The 15,147-nt window shown below is 64.1% G+C and carries 16 protein-coding genes and 1 pseudogene; 13 read left to right on the top strand and 4 right to left on the bottom strand.

All coding sequences use genetic code 11. From position 1 onward, the window contains the following. Positions 1–138: 138 nt before the first annotated feature. The 12 genes from rpsT to CYJ07_RS14560 all read left to right on the top strand — a co-directional run bounded on the left by rpsT (position 139) and on the right by CYJ07_RS14560 (position 11,445). Entirely contained in the window at positions 139–405 is a 267-nt protein-coding gene (rpsT, locus tag CYJ07_RS14505) for a 30S ribosomal protein S20 (protein ID WP_104204427.1), read from the top strand. Between the two features lie 140 nt (positions 406–545). Next, a complete protein-coding gene (gene murJ, locus CYJ07_RS14510; RefSeq protein ID WP_422666966.1) occupies positions 546–2,156 on the top strand; it encodes a murein biosynthesis integral membrane protein MurJ in 1,611 nt (536 codons plus the stop codon). Positions 2,157–2,248: 92 nt separating this feature from the next. Next, positions 2,249–3,310: a bifunctional riboflavin kinase/FAD synthetase gene (ribF, locus tag CYJ07_RS14515; RefSeq protein ID WP_104204428.1), complete on the top strand. Its 1,062-nt coding sequence runs from the start codon at positions 2,249–2,251 to the stop codon at positions 3,308–3,310. A gap of 10 nt (positions 3,311–3,320) precedes the next feature. Then, positions 3,321–6,170: an isoleucine--tRNA ligase gene (gene ileS / locus CYJ07_RS14520; protein WP_104204429.1), complete on the top strand. Its 2,850-nt coding sequence runs from the start codon at positions 3,321–3,323 to the stop codon at positions 6,168–6,170. Next, complete coding sequence (gene lspA, locus CYJ07_RS14525) at positions 6,163–6,693, top strand: signal peptidase II (RefSeq protein WP_231489650.1); 531 nt, start codon at positions 6,163–6,165, stop codon at positions 6,691–6,693. Before ileS ends, lspA begins: the two co-directional genes overlap by 8 nt. Positions 6,694–6,760: 67 nt before the next feature. Then, on the top strand, positions 6,761–7,207 hold the full coding sequence (gene fkpB / locus CYJ07_RS14530) for an FKBP-type peptidyl-prolyl cis-trans isomerase (RefSeq protein ID WP_104204430.1): 447 nt from the start codon (positions 6,761–6,763) through the stop codon (positions 7,205–7,207). A gap of 77 nt (positions 7,208–7,284) precedes the next feature. Further along, positions 7,285–8,262: a 4-hydroxy-3-methylbut-2-enyl diphosphate reductase gene (gene ispH / locus CYJ07_RS14535; RefSeq protein ID WP_197038381.1), complete on the top strand. Its 978-nt coding sequence runs from the start codon at positions 7,285–7,287 to the stop codon at positions 8,260–8,262. Positions 8,263–8,363: 101 nt separating this feature from the next. Next, positions 8,364–8,828, top strand: coding sequence for a type IV pilin protein (locus CYJ07_RS14540; RefSeq protein WP_269320549.1), 465 nt, complete (start codon positions 8,364–8,366; stop codon positions 8,826–8,828). 4 nt (positions 8,829–8,832) lie between these two features. After that, a complete protein-coding gene (locus tag CYJ07_RS14545; protein ID WP_104204433.1) occupies positions 8,833–9,267 on the top strand; it encodes a GspH/FimT family pseudopilin in 435 nt (144 codons plus the stop codon). Positions 9,268–9,276: 9 nt separating this feature from the next. Further along, positions 9,277–9,678, top strand: a complete 402-nt coding sequence (gene pilV, locus CYJ07_RS20760) for a type IV pilus modification protein PilV (RefSeq protein ID WP_104204434.1) — start codon at positions 9,277–9,279, stop codon at positions 9,676–9,678. An 11-nt stretch (positions 9,679–9,689) separates the two neighbouring features. Continuing rightward, positions 9,690–10,283: a PilW family protein gene (locus CYJ07_RS14555; protein ID WP_231489647.1), complete on the top strand. Its 594-nt coding sequence runs from the start codon at positions 9,690–9,692 to the stop codon at positions 10,281–10,283. 28 nt (positions 10,284–10,311) lie between these two features. After that, on the top strand, positions 10,312–11,445 hold the full coding sequence (locus CYJ07_RS14560; protein WP_104204436.1) for a pilus assembly PilX family protein: 1,134 nt from the start codon (positions 10,312–10,314) through the stop codon (positions 11,443–11,445). 35 nt (positions 11,446–11,480) lie between these two features. On the opposite strand, the gene CYJ07_RS20765 is transcribed toward CYJ07_RS14560, so the two are convergent. Further along, positions 11,481–11,606 carry a hypothetical protein gene (locus CYJ07_RS20765; RefSeq protein ID WP_269320550.1) on the bottom strand — a complete coding sequence of 42 codons (126 nt, stop codon included), beginning with the start codon at positions 11,604–11,606 and terminating at the stop codon, positions 11,481–11,483. Positions 11,607–11,752: 146 nt separating this feature from the next. Between CYJ07_RS20765 and CYJ07_RS14565 the strand changes: the two genes are divergently transcribed. Further along, entirely contained in the window at positions 11,753–12,994 is a 1,242-nt protein-coding gene (locus tag CYJ07_RS14565) for a cation:proton antiporter domain-containing protein (RefSeq protein ID WP_104204437.1), read from the top strand. 23 nt (positions 12,995–13,017) lie between these two features. On the opposite strand, the pseudogene CYJ07_RS14570 reads toward CYJ07_RS14565, so the two are convergent. The 3 genes and pseudogenes from CYJ07_RS14570 to CYJ07_RS14580 all read right to left on the bottom strand — a co-directional run. Then, a pseudogene (locus CYJ07_RS14570) lies at positions 13,018–13,257 on the bottom strand (phospholipase D-like domain-containing protein); the annotation flags it as partial. A 41-nt stretch (positions 13,258–13,298) separates the two neighbouring features. Next, a complete protein-coding gene (locus CYJ07_RS14575; RefSeq protein ID WP_104204439.1) occupies positions 13,299–13,628 on the bottom strand; it encodes a hypothetical protein in 330 nt (109 codons plus the stop codon). Between the two features lie 162 nt (positions 13,629–13,790). Further along, positions 13,791–15,038, bottom strand: coding sequence for a ribonucleotide-diphosphate reductase subunit beta (locus tag CYJ07_RS14580; protein WP_104204440.1), 1,248 nt, complete (start codon positions 15,036–15,038; stop codon positions 13,791–13,793). Positions 15,039–15,147 lie beyond the last annotated feature (109 nt).

Genomic DNA, 15,147 nt, shown 5'->3' on the forward strand with positions numbered 1-15,147 from the left:
CTCTCAGACACGGCCCGTCGACAACCTTCGCGTTGGCGAAATGGCCAGGCCGGCAGGAAGATGAATTTTCCAGGCCGGACAAAAAGTTATCGATGCCGCCCCGAGTCGGGCGGCGTTAAAGTTTTCAGGAGATAGTCAGTGGCAAACAGCAAGCAAGCCCGCAAGCGTGCCCGTCAGGCGGAAGGTCGTCGTGTTCTGAAGGCGAGCCAGCGCGCCATGGTGCGCACTTATGTGAAGCGCGTCATCAAGGCCATCAACGGCGGCGACCATGCCTCCGCGATGACCGAGTTCCACAAGGCGCAGCCGGTCATCGACCGCATCGCCGACAAGGACGTGCTCTCCAAGAAGAAGGCCGCGCGCCTGAAGAGCCGCCTGAACAAGCGAATTAAGGCACTGGCTGCGTAAGCCGGACGCCTGGAGACGTCGCGAACGCCATTGGCCCCGGGCCACGTTCCACGACGCTCGCGAAAAACCGGCTGCGGCCGGTTTTTTTGTGCCTGCAAGAGGGAACCCGCGTTGATCGAAACTGCCGAGGAAGGGAGACGGTGACGGACCGCGAACAGCTACCCGAGCCTGCACGAACAGCCCCGCCGAAGGACGATCGTGCCGTCGCGCCCAAGGCCGGCGGCCTGATGCGCTCCGGCCTGGTGGTCGGTGCCATGACCATGCTGTCGCGGGTCATGGGGCTGCTGCGCGACGTGGTGGTGGCGACCCTATTCGGTGCCGGCAGCGGCGCCGATGCGTTCTTCGTCGCCTTCAAGATTCCCAACTTCATGCGTCGGCTGTTTGCCGAGGGCGCCTTCAATCAGGCCTTCGTGCCGGTGCTCTCCGAGTACGCCACGCGCGGCAGCAAGCGCGAGGTGCGTAAGCTGCTCGATGCGGTGGCCGGTAGCCTCACCGCCGTGCTGGCGCTGATCACAGCGCTGGCCATGCTGGCCGCGCCCTGGCTGGTGTGGGTCTTCGCCCCCGGCTTCGGTCGCGACCCGGCCAAGCTGGCGCTGACCGCCGACATGCTGCGGTTGACCTTTCCCTACCTGCTGCTGGTCTCGCTCACGGCCTTTGCCGGCAGCGTGCTGAACACCTGGAACCGCTTCGCCGTGCCGGCCTTCACCCCGGTACTGCTCAACCTGTCGCTGATCGGCGCGGCGCTATTGCTCACGCCGCTAATGCGTGAACCGGCCATGGCGCTGGCGTGGGGGGTACTGATCGCCGGCGTGGCCCAGCTCGCTTTCCAGGTACCGTTCCTGGTGCGCCTGGGGTTGATGCCGCGGCCCTGGCCCGACTTCGACCATAGCGGCGTAAAGCGCATCCTGGCGCTGATGGCGCCGGCCCTGTTCGGCGTGTCGGTTTCGCAGATCAATCTGCTGCTGGATACCGTGTTGGCCTCGCTACTGGCGCCCGGCAGCGTCTCCTGGCTCTACTATTCGGATCGTCTGGTGGAGCTGCCGCTGGGCGTGTTCGGCATCGCCATCGGCACCGTGATCCTGCCGGCGCTCTCCAAACGTCATGCCGAACAGGCCGGGGAGCACTTCGCCGCCATGCTCGACTGGGCGGTGCGCGGCGTGCTGCTGCTGGGGCTGCCGGCAGCGCTGGCGCTGGCGCTGCTGGCCGAGCCGCTGCTGATCTCGCTGTTCCACTACGGTGCCATGACCGAGCACGACATCGCCATGGCGGCCATGAGTTTGCGCGCCTATGCCTTCGGGCTGGTCGCCTTCATGCTGATCAAGGTGCTGGCGCCGGGCTTCTTCGCGCGTCAGGACACCAAGACGCCGGTGAAGATCGGTATCATCGCTATGGTCGCCAACATGGTCTTCAATTTGATCCTGATCTGGCCGTTGGCGCACGCTGGCCTGGCGTTGGCCACGGCGATGTCGGCCTTCCTCAACGCGGGACTGCTCGGCTGGCTGCTGGTCAAGCAGGGCGTGCTGGTGTTCCAGCCCGGCTGGGGGCGCTATGCGGTACAGCTGATTGGCGGTTGCGTGGTGATGAGCGTAGGACTGGCCTGGTTGTCGCCTGACTGGCAGCAATGGCTCGGCTGGGGCGTCTGGACCCGGGTGCAGTGGCTGGCGCTGCTCGTCGTGGTCGGCGCGGCGGTCTATTTCGCCTGGCTGGCCGCCCTGGGCGTGCGCCTGCGCCAGTTCCGTATGCGCGGTTGATACCGAGAGGCGAGCGGCTGTCAAGGGGACGGACGTTCGCTATAATCGATGCCTTTACACGTTTCAATCTCTTATCGGACGGCGGCGGTTTCATGGAAGTCATTCGAGGACTGCACAACCTGCGCGACGAGCATCGCGGCTGCGTGGCCACCATCGGCAACTTCGATGGGGTGCACCGCGGCCATCAGGCGATTCTCGACCAGTGCCGCGAGCAGGCCTCGAAGCTGCGCCTGCCGGTGACGGTCGTCGTGTTCGAGCCTCAGCCGCGTGAATTCTTCGCCGGCGACCAGGCGCCTCCGCGGCTGACCCGGCTGCGCGAGAAGGTGCGCCTGCTGGGCGAGAGCGGCGTGGATTACGTGCTCTGTCTGCCGTTCAACGAGCGTCTGAGAAGCCTGACCGCGGTGGAATTCATCGATCGTGTGCTGGTCGAAGGCTTGGGTGTGCGCCATCTGGTGGTCGGCGACGATTTCCGCTTCGGCTGTGACCGCAGCGGCGACTTCAACCTGCTGGCGGAGGAGGGCGAGCGGCGCGGCCCCGAAGGGTTCAGCGTCGAACATACCCGCACTTTCGCCCTCGATGACGAACGGGTTTCCAGCACCCGGGTGCGTACCCTGTTGGCGAGCGGCAATTTCGCCCAGGCGGCACGCATGCTGGGACGGCCCTTCCGGCTCGAGGGCCGCGTCGTGGCCGACCAGCAGCGCGGACGCACCATCGGCGTGCCTACCGCCAACCTGCCGCTGCCGCGCCTACCGCTGGCGCTGCGCGGGGTCTATGCGGTGGTAGTCGAGCTGCCAGGCGGCCAGCGCCATATCGGCGTGGCCAACATTGGTTGGCGGCCCACGGTGGGCAGCGATCGGCCGGTGCTCGAGGTGCATCTGTTCGACTTCGACGGCGACCTATACGGCCAGCGCCTGGTGGTATTTCCCTGCGCCAGACTGCGCGGCGAGGTGAAGTTCGACGACTTCGATGCCCTCAAGCAGCAAATCATGAACGATCAGGATCAGGCCCGGCGCTTCTTCGGCGAGCGCTGTCGCACGGCCGGCGCGCCTGACCTGACGGACGGTTCTCTTCCCTTGGCCTCGGCGCCGCTGGCGCGCGAGACCGCGACTTTCGAATCCTCGGCGGGTCGTTCCGCCGACCAAGACGACGGCTGACTCCCAGGATATGAGCGACTACAAGCACACACTGAACCTGCCCGAAACCGACTTTCCCATGCGCGGCAACCTGCCCAAGCGTGAGCCTGGCAGGGTGTCGCAATGGCAGGACATGAAGCTTTACCAGCGCCTGCGTGAAGAGCGCCGCGGTCGCGAAGTGTTCGTGCTTCACGACGGCCCTCCCTATGCCAACGGCAGCATCCACATCGGTCACGCCCTCAACAAGATTCTCAAGGACATCATCGTCAAGTCGAAGAACCTGGCCGGCTTCGATGCGCCCTACGTGCCCGGCTGGGACTGCCACGGCCTGCCCATCGAGCACAAGGTGGAGACCACCCACGGCAAGCACCTCGAGCCCGAGCAGGCCCGCGCGCTGTGTCGCGAGTACGCCACTGCTCAGATCGAGACTCAGCTCGCCGACTTCGTGCGCCTGGGCGTAATCGGCGACTGGGACAACCCCTATCGTTCGATGGACTATGCCAACGAGGCCGGCGAGATCCGTGCGCTGGCCGACATGGTCGCCGCAGGCTACGTGTTCAAGGGGCTCAAGCCGGTCAACTGGTGCTTCGACTGCGGTTCGGCTCTGGCCGAGGCCGAGGTGGAGTATCAGGACAAGAAGTCCGACGCCATCGACGTGGCCTTCCCGGCCGCCGACGAGGCGAAGTTGGCGGCCGCCTTTGGCCTGGAGTCGCTGCCCAAACCCGCCGCCATCGTGATCTGGACCACCACGCCCTGGACCGTGCCGGCCAACCAGGCGCTCAACGTACATCCCGAGTTCACCTACGCCCTGGTCGATACCGGCAGCCGCCTGCTGGTGCTGGCCGAGGAACTGGTGGAGTCGTGCCTGGAGCGCTATGAACTCACCGGTGAGGTGATCGCCACCACCCAGGGCGCGGCGCTCGATCTGATCGAGTTCCGCCACCCGTTCTACGACCGCGTCTCGCCGGTCTATCTCGCCGACTACGTCGAATCCGAGGTGGGCAGTACGGGCATCGTTCACTCAGCGCCGGCCTACGGCGTCGACGACTTCGTCACCTGCCGCGCCCACGGCATGGCGTTCGAGGAGATCAAGAGCCCGGTGCAGGGTAACGGCGTCTACGCCGACGGCCTGCCGTTCTTCGGCGGCCAGATGATCTGGAAAGCCAACCCGCAGATCGTCGACAAGCTGCGTGAAGTCGACGCGCTGCTGGCGCACAAGGTCATCACCCACAGCTACATGCACTGCTGGCGACACAAGACCCCGGTGATCTACCGCGCCACCGCGCAGTGGTTCGTGGGCATGGATATTCAGGGCAAGGACGGCCGCACCCTGCGCGAGCGGGCACTCGAGGGTATCGAGGCGACCCGCTTCACTCCGGCCTGGGGCAAGGCGCGCCTACACAGCATGATCGCCAATCGCCCCGACTGGTGCATCTCGCGCCAGCGTAACTGGGGCGTGCCGATTCCCTTCTTCCTGCACAAGGCCAGCGGTGAACTGCATCCGCGCACCGTCGAGCTGATGGAGGAGGCCGCCAAGCGGGTGGAGAAAGAGGGCATCGACGCCTGGTTCCGCCTCGACCCGGCCGAGCTGCTGGGCGAGGAAGCCGCCGAGTACGACAAGGTCACCGATACACTGGATGTGTGGTTCGATTCCGGCACCACCCACCGTCACGTGCTGCGCGGCTCGCATCCCCATGGTCACGAGGCGGGCCCGCGCGCCGACCTGTATCTTGAGGGCTCGGACCAGCACCGCGGCTGGTTCCACTCCTCGCTGCTGACCGGCTCGGCCATCGATGGCCATCCGCCGTATCGGCAACTGCTGACGCACGGGTTCACCGTGGATGCTCAAGGGCGCAAGCAGTCCAAGTCGCTGGGCAACGTGGTGGCGCCGCAAGAGGTGATGGACAAACTCGGCGCCGACATCCTGCGCCTGTGGGTCGCCTCCACCGATTATTCGGGCGAGATGGCGGTCTCCGACGAGATCCTCAAGCGCACCGCCGACGTCTACCGCCGCATCCGCAATACCGCGCGCTTCCTGCTGGCCAACCTCAGCGGCTTCGATCCGGCCCGCGACAGCGTCGCCTTCGGCGACATGCTGGCGCTGGACCAGTGGGTGGTGGATCGCGCCGCCCAGCTTCAGGCGCGCATCGAGAAGGCCTATGAGGAGTACCGTTTCCTCGACGTCTACCAGCAGGTGCACAGTTTCTGCTCGCGCGAACTCGGCGGCTTCTATCTCGACGTGATCAAGGATCGCCAGTACACCACCCAGGCCGACTCCCTGGCCCGGCGCAGCGCGCAGACGGCGCTGTACCAGGTGGTCGAGGCACTGGCGCGCTGGGTGGCGCCGATCCTCTCCTTCACCGCCGAGGAGATCTACGAGCACATCCCCGGCGCACGCCGCGACAGCGTGCTGCTCGAGAGCTATTACCAGGGGCTATCCACGCTGGGGTCGGATGCCGAGATGGGGCGCGAGTTCTGGGAGCAGGTGCTCGAGGTCAAGCAGGCCGTCAACAAGTGCCTCGAGGACGCGCGCAACGCCAAGGTCATCAAGGGCAGCCTGGCCGCCGAAGTGACGCTCTACGTGGATGAGTCGCTGCAGGCCACCCTGGCCAAGCTGGGCGAAGAGCTGCGTTTCGTGATGCTGACCAGCGAAGTGCGCCTGGCGCCCCTGTCCGAAAGCAAACGGCTCGAGGGGCAGGGCGCCGAGGCCACCGAGCTCGACGGCCTGAAGGTGGCCGTGGCGGCGAGCCCGCACCAGAAGTGCGAGCGCTGCTGGCACCATCGCGAGGACGTCGGCCGCCACGCCGACCACCCCGACCTGTGCGGTCGCTGCATCAGCAACCTACCGGAGGGTCCCGGTGAGATTCGCCACTATGCGTGACAACGGCCGAAGCGACACCGCCGCGGCGGCGCCGATGCGTCGACCGCTGCGCTGGCTGTGGCTGGCGGCTGCGGTGGTGGCGCTGGACCTGGCCACCAAGGCGCTGATGTCCAGCCTGCTGAGCTACGGCCAGCCGGTGGAAGTGCTGCCGTTCTTCAATCTCACGCTGCTGCACAATACCGGCGCCGCTTTCAGCTTTCTTGCCGGTCACCCCGGCTGGCAGCGCTGGTTCTTCGCCCTGGTCGGCATCGGCGCCTGCATCGGCCTGACGATCTGGATGAGTCGCCTCAAGGCCGACGAGAAGCTGCTCGGCGCTTCCCTGGCGCTGGTCATCGGCGGAGCGCTGGGCAATCTCTATGATCGGCTGGTTCACGGCTATGTAGTCGACTTTCTGTCCTTCCATGTGGCCGGCTGGTACTACCCGGCCTTCAACGTGGCCGATATCGGCATCACGCTGGGCGCCATCGGCCTGATCTGGGAATCCCTCTTCGAAGGCCGCAAGCAGGCAGGGCGGCGAGGCTGAGCCTGCCTGCTATGCTGCTGGCAGGAACCGATCCGACACGCGCACGACCGAACGAGCGAGAGTAACGATGAGCGAATTTCGCATCGACGAGGGCATGGAAGTCACGCTGCACTTCACCCTCAAGCTGGAAGACGGCACCGTAGTCGACTCCACCCGCGATAAGGCCCCGGCCACCTTCCAGGTGGGCGACGGCAACCTGCCGCCCGGCTTCGAGTACCCGTTGAAGGGCATGACCGACGGCGAGAGCGGCAGCTTTGAGATCACGCCGGAGCATGGCTTCGGTCAGCACAACCCGCAGAACGTGCAGATGCTCAGCCGCGACGATTTCGACGAGATCGAACCCGAAGTGGGAACGGTAATGTCCTTTGCCGATCCCGCCGGCGGCGAGCTGCCTGGCGTCATTACCGCCGTAGGCGAGCGCCAGGTGGAAGTGGACTTCAACCATCCGCTCGCGGGGCGTACCCTGACCTTCGAGGTCGAGGTGATCGACGTGAAGCCCGCCCAAACTCACTGAAAATCGGCGCTCACCGCTTTTCACCGGTAGATGCCCTGACGCATCAAGGCAAGGCCCTCATGCAAAGCAGCACTCCCATGCAAATAAAGCTGGCCAACCCGCGCGGCTTCTGTGCCGGCGTCGACCGCGCCATCGAGATCGTCAACCGGGCGCTGGATGTCTTCGGTCCTCCCATCTACGTGCGCCACGAGGTCGTGCACAATCGCTTCGTGGTCGACACGCTGCGTGAGCGCGGGGCCATCTTCGTCGAGGAGCTCGATGAGGTGCCCGACGACGTCATCGTGATCTTCTCCGCCCACGGCGTATCGCGCGCCGTACAGGAGGACGCCGAACGGCGCGGCCTCAAGGTCTTCGATGCCACCTGCCCGCTGGTCACCAAGGTGCATATGGAGGTACTTCGCTATGCCAGGCGCGGCCAGGAGTGCATCCTGATCGGCCATGCCGGCCATCCGGAGGTAGAAGGCACTATGGGGCGCTACGACGTGTCCCACGGCGGCGCCATCTACCTGGTCGAGGACGAGGCCGACGTCGAGCGCCTCGAGGTGAAGGATCCGGCAAGGCTTGCCTTCGTCACCCAGACCACGCTCTCCATGGACGATACCGCTCGGGTGATCGATGCGCTGCGGGCGAAGTTTCCCGAGATCCAAGGGCCGCGCAAGAACGACATCTGCTATGCCACCCAGAATCGCCAGGATGCGGTGCGGGAGCTTGCCGCCGGCTGCGACTTGCTGCTGGTGGTGGGCAGTCCCAACAGTTCGAACTCCAATCGACTGCGGGAACTGGCCGAGCGGGTCGGTACGCCGGCTTACCTGATCGACGACGCCAGCCAGATCGAGCCGGCTTGGTTGAAGGGGGTCGGAGCGGTGGGTATCACCGCCGGCGCCAGCGCTCCCGAGGTGCTGGTCAAGGGGGTGATCGAACGTCTCCAGGGGCTGGGCGCCCAGGCGCCGCAGGAATTGTCCGGCCGCGAGGAGACCATCACCTTCTCGATGCCGCGCGAGCTGCGCGAGCGTATGATTGCCAGCGACTCGCCATCCACGGTCAAGAGTGTCTAGAATTCCCATACCTTGAGTATCAGAACGATCAAGCGACGCAAGGCTGAAAAGCCGGGCATTGCCCGGCTTTTTTCATGACGCACCTGGCAGGGGAAAGTGTCATGATACATACTGAAACCAAACGTAACGAAGCCTTGGGAGGCGTCAGAGTGACGATGCAGGCCCGTCCAGCGCGACATCGTTTTCAGCGGGTGCGCGGCCGTAGCGCAGCCGGCTTCACGCTGCTCGAGCTGCTCATCGCCGTCGCCGTGATCGGTATCCTGGCGTCGATCGCCGTGCCGAGCTATCAACGTTATGTGGAGGGCAGTCGTCGCACCGATGCGCATGCCGGCCTGATGCAGGCGGCTCAGCAGCTGGAGCGCTGTTATACCGTCAATAGCACCTATTCCGGCTGCTCCTCGTTGCCGACATCCTCGCCCGACGGTATTTATTCCATTTCGCTGAATCTGACCGGCAGCGGCTCGGGATATACCCTGACGGCCAGCACTAGCCAGGAGGATCGCTGTTCCGGCGACCTGACGCTCAATCATCGCGGCGAGCGCGGCCCCAACGCGAACTGCTGGTGATGCAATGAAAGCGCGCGGTTTCACCCTAATCGAACTGCTGATTACCATCGCCGTGTTGGCCATCGTGGCGACGATCGCCGTGCCGGGGTTCCAGACCATGCTGGCCGGCAACCGTCTGGCAGCGGATTACAACGAGGTGCTGACGGGGCTCAACTTGGCGCGTAGCGAGGCGATCAAGCGGCGGGAGAACGTCGCCTTTCAAGTCACGCAGGCCAGCCCTTGGGTGTATCGCATCACCCTGGCCGACGGTACCGACATCGCCATACGCCAGGCACGCGACGATCGGGTCAGCCTTACCGCAACCAGCATTACCTTCAATGCGCTTGGTCGCAGGGAGAGCTGTTCGTCCGGTTGCAGCGTCACGGTCGACCATAGCAATGGCGACAGCCGTGACATGCAGGTCAGCACGACCGGGCGTATCGCCAAGCCAACCAGTTGAGATGTGGGAATGAGACAGTCAGCCCAGTCAGGATTCACTTTGGTCGAGGCCCTGGTCGCCGTACTGGTGCTCTCCATCGGTCTGCTCGGCGTAGCGGCAATGCAGCTCAAGGCGTTGCAGAGTGCCCACATGGGATATCAGCGCGCCGTAGTGAGCCTGGCGGCGATCGATGCCCAGGAGCGCGCCTGGGCAGGGCTATCCCAGTCCTCACCGCATGCCTGCCCCGACACCACTACCTTCGAGAGCGCCTGGTTAAGCCACTGGTTCAACGGCATTCTGATCGATGCGGGTAGTTCCCTGTCCGGGAACAACTGTACCTACAGCGTGACGCTGGATTGGCGGGAGGATCGCTACGCCACCGGCGAGAGCGGCACGGCGTTCACCTACCAGTTCCGGCTGCCCGAGCTATGAGAGGGCCCCGCGTGGCGCACCTGCCGCCTTCCCCTCCGCCTGACGCGCGGCGCCAGACGGGGTTCACCCTGGTCGAACTGATGGTGGCGCTGCTGATCGGCCTGATCGTCATCCTGGGCGCGGGCCAGTTGTTCCTGATGGGGTTCCAGACATTTCGGCAGATCGAGTTGCTGAGCAACAAGCAGGCGGCGTTGACCTTCGCCACGGAGACGCTGGTTCGCGACATTCGACGAGCGGATGCGTTGACTTTCGACAGTGCTGTCGGCGAGCTGAAGGTGGAATTTCCCAACAACGGCGACATGAGCAGCGCGAGCTGTAGCGACGGACAGAGGGTGGTGCGCGTCTACCGTCTGAGTAGTGCTGCCGTCAGTCCCAGCGAAGGCTGGTCATTGGACATGGGGCAGCAGTGTGACAGCGATCCTGTCGGTTCGGATTTCGAACCGCTCGTGACGTCCTTCGCCGAAAACGGCTTCGGTCGCGATGAAGCGAATACGGATGAAGCCAATGGCGTCTGGGTCCTTACGTTTTCGCTGATATCTAGCCAGGAGGGCGACACCGACGACTTCGCGTTTCACGCCGTCAACCGGAACAATGCCATTGAGTAGCCCGGCCCTCGAAGGGGCAGGAGGGGCCATGAAACAACAACGCGGTGCTGCGCTGGTCGTCGTCCTCTCGATGCTGACCGGTTCCATGATGCTGGGGCTCTCGGGCATCCAGTCCTCGCTGATCGACGAGCGCCTGGCCGGCAATTACAAGGCAGCGACCGAAGCCCAGATGGGGGCGGAAAAGGCCATCTCGACCGGCTGGGGGGCAAGCGGCAGCGGGGTGAGCGCCAGCGATTTCGATGCCACTCGCTCACGCTCCGAGGTAGAGACCTACAGCTGGACGGAGTTCTCGGGGCTGAGCGACATCTCGACCAATGCCTGCAGTGGCAATATCGTCTGCCACTACTATCTGCTGCAGGAAGGCAGCGATTTCTTCATTGCCGGCAGGGGCGCGGTGGTCAGCGAAGGCAACGTGGCGGCCGTCAGCCAGCCGGTCTTCGCCCGCGTGGAATTCACGCCCGGTCCTAACCCCTTGTTCACCAACGGTCTGCTGAGCGCCGACTATATCTGGGTGACGGGACAGTCCACCGTTCACGGCAATGTCCACTCGAACGGGACCGTGGATATCAGCCTGAGGGACGGATCGGAGGCATCGGTGACCGACGGATCGGATGGCATGGTGGAGGTGCCCTTGCCGGGGACAAGACCCGAAGGCGAGGACATGAGCGCCTGCGACGATGCCTCGCCACCCGCGTATTGTTACAAGAGCTACGATTCTTCCGTCTTTGCCGAATACCAGGCCAGAGAAGGGGTCATCAATGACTGCAGCATCGATATCGACATGCTGAACGATGGCGATACGGTCTTCTGCGCGGGAGACTTGGTCGTGGATGGTGGTTCCATCGAGAGCCAGCGAGTGACCCTGGTGGCGACCGGGAACATTACCATGAACGGTGCCACATCGAGCGGTGGTGCCGAGAGCGAGGTCGGACTCTTCGTCATCGCCGGGCAGGATATCGAATTCAACGGCAGCACCGACAACTACGGCGTGTTCTGGGCCGGGGGCTATGTGCGCCAGAACGGCAACTCTAGCCTGTATGGTGCGATCGTCTCGGGTACCTACATCCGCAGCAACGGCGGCATCGATTTCATCAGCCTGGATAACGTGACCAACCCGGATACCTTCGTACCGGCGAATCCTCGTATTGTCGCCTGGCAGTGAATGCCCTTGCGTCTCATCGCCGAGACCGTGTCCTGTCAGGTGTTGGTAGGCTTACGGTAGTGGCCGGGAACGGTGACTCGCTCGCCGTTGGGGAGCTGGCGCACGTAAGTGGGAACGTAGATGCGCTTGATGACGCTTTTGCGAGAACCGCCATTTGCCATGATTGACTCCTTGTCCGGTTCATGTCTGTGCCTACCTTAGCTCGGCCCGATGCGACGTGCAATTCCCCCGATCCGATGCGTGCGGTTTACCGTTGGCTTTCGGTTGCCTAGGGTAAAGAGGATTGCAGTGACCGGAGGGAGTCGGCATGCAGGACCTCAATCTCGCCATGGCGGTGGTGGGTGGCCTGGTACTGTTCGTTGGCCTGTTATCGAGCCCGCTGGACCGCTCCTGGCTGTCGGCGCCCCTGTTCGCCTTCCTGCTGGGTGTGATGTTGGGGCCGGAGGCGGCGGATCTTCTCGATCCCAGCGCTTGGGGCGATAGCAAGAAGTTGCTGGAGGAGACGGCCCGCATCACGCTGGGGATCAGCCTGATGGGCATCGCCTTGCGGCTTCCTCCCGATTACCCCTTCGCGCATAGGCGCTCGTTGTTGGCGCTGTTGGCCATCGGCATGCCCGCGATGTTTCTCATCAGCGCCATGCTCACGCATTGGGTTCTGGGTCTGCCGTTGTTGATGGCACTGCTGGTGGGCGGCACTGTCTGCGCTACCGATCCGGTAGTGGCGTCCTCCATCGTCACCGGCGGCGTGGCCAAGGAGAACCTGCCCGAGTCATTTCGCTACCTCCTTTCCAGTGAATCCGGCGCCAACGATGGTTTGGCCTATCCGCTGGTCCTGCTGCCGATCCTGCTGTTGACCACGCCCACCGATGACGCCTGGCTCGACTGGTTCGGCCGCGTCTGGCTATGGGAGGTAGGCGGTGGCGTGTTGGCCGGTATTGCGCTGGGCTGGGCGGCGGGGCGTGCGCTGCGTTGGTCGGAAGCGCGCGGCTATCTCGATCAGCCCTCCTTTCTCTCGATCACCGTGGCGCTGACGATCTTCGTGCTCGGCGTGGGCTCGCTGCTGGGCACCAACAGCATCCTTGGCGTATTTGTCGCCGGCCTGGCTTTCGACCAGGAGGTGGGGGGCAAGGACCGCAGCGAGGAGGACAATGTGCAGGAAGCGGTCAACATCATGCTGACGCTGCCGGTATTCGTGCTGTTCGGGCTGATTGCGCCCTGGGCCGAATGGTGGGCGCTGGGCGTGGAGGGGCTGGCTCTGGTGCTGCTGGTACTGTTGCTGCGCCGCCTGCCAGTGATCCTGCTGTTGCGTCCATGGCTCCCCTCGCTGCGCGACAGGCCGATCCTCCTGATCATGGGCTGGTTCGGGCCGATCGGTGTGTCGGCGCTCTACTACGCGACGCTAATATCGAGCCGCACGGGCTACGATATCGCATGGACCGCCGGTAGCCTTATCGTCATGGCCTCGATAGCCGTGCATGGCACCACGGCGACACCGTTCGCCAACCTGTACGGAAATTGGCAGCGCCAGCAGGAAGCGCGTGCGAAGTGATGAACCGCAGCGAGCGAGGCGTTTCAGCGCAGCCCGGCAAGCCAGGCGCTCACCAGTGCTGAAAGCCGTTCGCGGTAGCGCTGGGATCGTGATCGCCTTGGATCGAAGTTGCACGATCCTACAGTCACCCAGTCGTCGATAATACAGAATTTGGCATGGGTGAAGCGGGGCTGATACTCGTAAATCCTGATCCCTGCCTCAAGCAGCGAATCATAGTGGCGCTGGCCCGCCAAGCGCACGGTGGGGTGGTGTCCATGACGGGCCTCCTTGCCGCGTCGTGGAGGTTAACGTCATAACTGCCGGTTCAGTGATAGCGGCTCGGCAGGCGCGTGAAACGTACCGGTGGGCTGTACTTCTCTTCGGCTAGAACAAGCTCGGGAGCGGGACGTACCCGCCAGCCATGTGAAATCGCCCACTCCTTGAGTTCGCGATAATCGAGCAGCGGATATTCGCGGCTGTAGGGGTTGGGCGATGCCGAGGGAAAGGCGAAGGCGACATACGGATAGAGGGCGAGGGCATCCTCGCTGTGATGCGCGGCCAGAGCCTGAGCAAGAGCGTGCTGCCAGGCGCGGGAGTCGCGGGAGGCAAACGCCCCACCGGGTTGCGTGTCGATACTTGCGTAGTAACTGCCCATGACGTCTTACCTCACTTCAAAGTGTTGAAGGTCCGGCCAGGCATGTCGGTTCTATGCGACGCCTCCTGGCTGGCTATGGGAAACTACTCGGGACGCTTGCCTCCTTCGTCGATTGACGGTTGCCCCACCCCCTGGGGAGTGGGGCCATGCGAAACGTATCATTCAATCCCAGCTCAGCGCGCCGCCGACTTGATACTCGGTGACGCGGGTCTCGAAGAAGTTCTTCTCCTTGCGCAGATCGATGATCTCGCTCATCCACGGGAAGGGGTTTCGCGCCCCGGGGAACTGCTCCTTGAGGCCGATCTGGGCCAGGCGGCGGTTGCAGATGAAGTGCAGGTACTCTTCCATGATCGCCGCGTTCATGCCCAACACGCCGCGGGGCATGGTATCCCGTGCATAGGCGATCTCGAGCTCGGTGCCTTCGAGGATCATCTGGGTGACCTCGTCCTGGAACTCGGGCGTCCACAGGTGCGGGTTCTCGATCTTGATCTGATTGATCATGTCGACCCCGAAGTTCAGGTGCATCGACTCGTCGCGCAGGATGTACTGGAACTGCTCGGCGACGCCGGTCATCTTGTTGCGGCGGCCCATGGAGAGGATCTGGCTGAAACCGCAGTAGAAGAAGATGCCCTCGGTGACGCAGTAGAAGGCCACCAGGTTGCGCAGCAGCTCCTGGTCGGTCTCGGGAGTACCAGTATTGAAGTCCGGGCGCGCCAGCGACTGGGTGTGCTTGAGGCTCCAGGCCGACTTGGCGGCAACCGACGGCACCTCACGGTACATGTTGAAGACTTCGCCCTCATCCATGCCCAGCGACTCCACGCAGTACTGGTAGGCGTGGGTGTGGATCGCCTCCTCGAAGGCCTGGCGCAGCAGGTACTGGCGGCACTCGGGGTTGGTGATCAGGCGGTAGAGAGCCAGCACCAGGTTGTTGGCGACCAGCGAGTCGGCGGTGGAAAAGTAGCCCAGGCTGCGCTCGACGATGCGCCGCTCGTCCGCGGTCAGGCCGTCCTGGCTCTTCCACAGCGCGATGTCGGCGTTCATGTTCACTTCCTGGGGCATCCAGTGGTTGGCGCTGCCGTCCAGGTACTTCTGCCACGCCCACTCGTACTTGAAGGGTACGAGTTGGTTGAGGTCGGCGCGGGCGTTGATCATCTGCTTGTCGTCGACCTCGATGCGCGCCGCGCCCATTTCCAGCTCCTCGAGGCCGGCGGCCACGTCGAGCTCTTCCAGCGACTTGCGCGCGCGTACCAGGCGATCACTGTCGGCCACCTTGTAGCTGCCGCTGCTTTCCTGCACCTCATCGCTCGGGGCGGCCTCGGGCTGCGGCTCGGCAGCGGGTGCCGGCGCGGCCAGGGCCGGCTGCTCGGCGACGGAAGTCTCGTCCTCGTGGAATTCGTCCCAGTTCAGCATGTTGTCCTCGTTCCTCGGAATAGATGGAAGACATGAGAAGGAAGCGCCCATCGGGCGGAAGAGGGGCGTATCGCCATGTTCTTCCCTCTTCATCGGCGCGCAGCGCCGT

Origin of the sequence: Billgrantia saliphila, from assembly GCF_002930105.1 — a bacterium.
GTDB classification, from domain to species: Bacteria; Pseudomonadota; Gammaproteobacteria; order Pseudomonadales; family Halomonadaceae; genus Halomonas; species Halomonas saliphila.

Bases quoted from the DNA above. Each gene is read 5' to 3' on its own strand.
- ribF (WP_104204428.1), top strand. From the start codon at position 2,249: ATGGAAGTCATTCGAGGACTGCACAACCTGCGCGACGAGCATCGCGGC.
- ileS (WP_104204429.1), top strand. From the start codon at position 3,321: ATGAGCGACTACAAGCACACACTGAACCTGCCCGAAACCGACTTTCCC.
- lspA (WP_231489650.1), top strand. From the start codon at position 6,163: ATGCGTGACAACGGCCGAAGCGACACCGCCGCGGCGGCGCCGATGCGT.
- fkpB (WP_104204430.1), top strand. From the start codon at position 6,761: ATGAGCGAATTTCGCATCGACGAGGGCATGGAAGTCACGCTGCACTTC.
- ispH (WP_197038381.1), top strand. From the start codon at position 7,285: ATGCAAATAAAGCTGGCCAACCCGCGCGGCTTCTGTGCCGGCGTCGAC.
- CYJ07_RS14540 (WP_269320549.1), top strand. From the start codon at position 8,364: ATGATACATACTGAAACCAAACGTAACGAAGCCTTGGGAGGCGTCAGA.
- CYJ07_RS14545 (WP_104204433.1), top strand. From the start codon at position 8,833: ATGAAAGCGCGCGGTTTCACCCTAATCGAACTGCTGATTACCATCGCC.
- pilV (WP_104204434.1), top strand. From the start codon at position 9,277: ATGAGACAGTCAGCCCAGTCAGGATTCACTTTGGTCGAGGCCCTGGTC.
- CYJ07_RS14560 (WP_104204436.1), top strand. From the start codon at position 10,312: ATGAAACAACAACGCGGTGCTGCGCTGGTCGTCGTCCTCTCGATGCTG.
- CYJ07_RS20765 (WP_269320550.1), bottom strand. From the start codon at position 11,606: ATGGCAAATGGCGGTTCTCGCAAAAGCGTCATCAAGCGCATCTACGTT.
- CYJ07_RS14565 (WP_104204437.1), top strand. From the start codon at position 11,753: ATGCAGGACCTCAATCTCGCCATGGCGGTGGTGGGTGGCCTGGTACTG.
- CYJ07_RS14575 (WP_104204439.1), bottom strand. From the start codon at position 13,628: ATGGGCAGTTACTACGCAAGTATCGACACGCAACCCGGTGGGGCGTTT.
- CYJ07_RS14580 (WP_104204440.1), bottom strand. From the start codon at position 15,038: ATGCTGAACTGGGACGAATTCCACGAGGACGAGACTTCCGTCGCCGAG.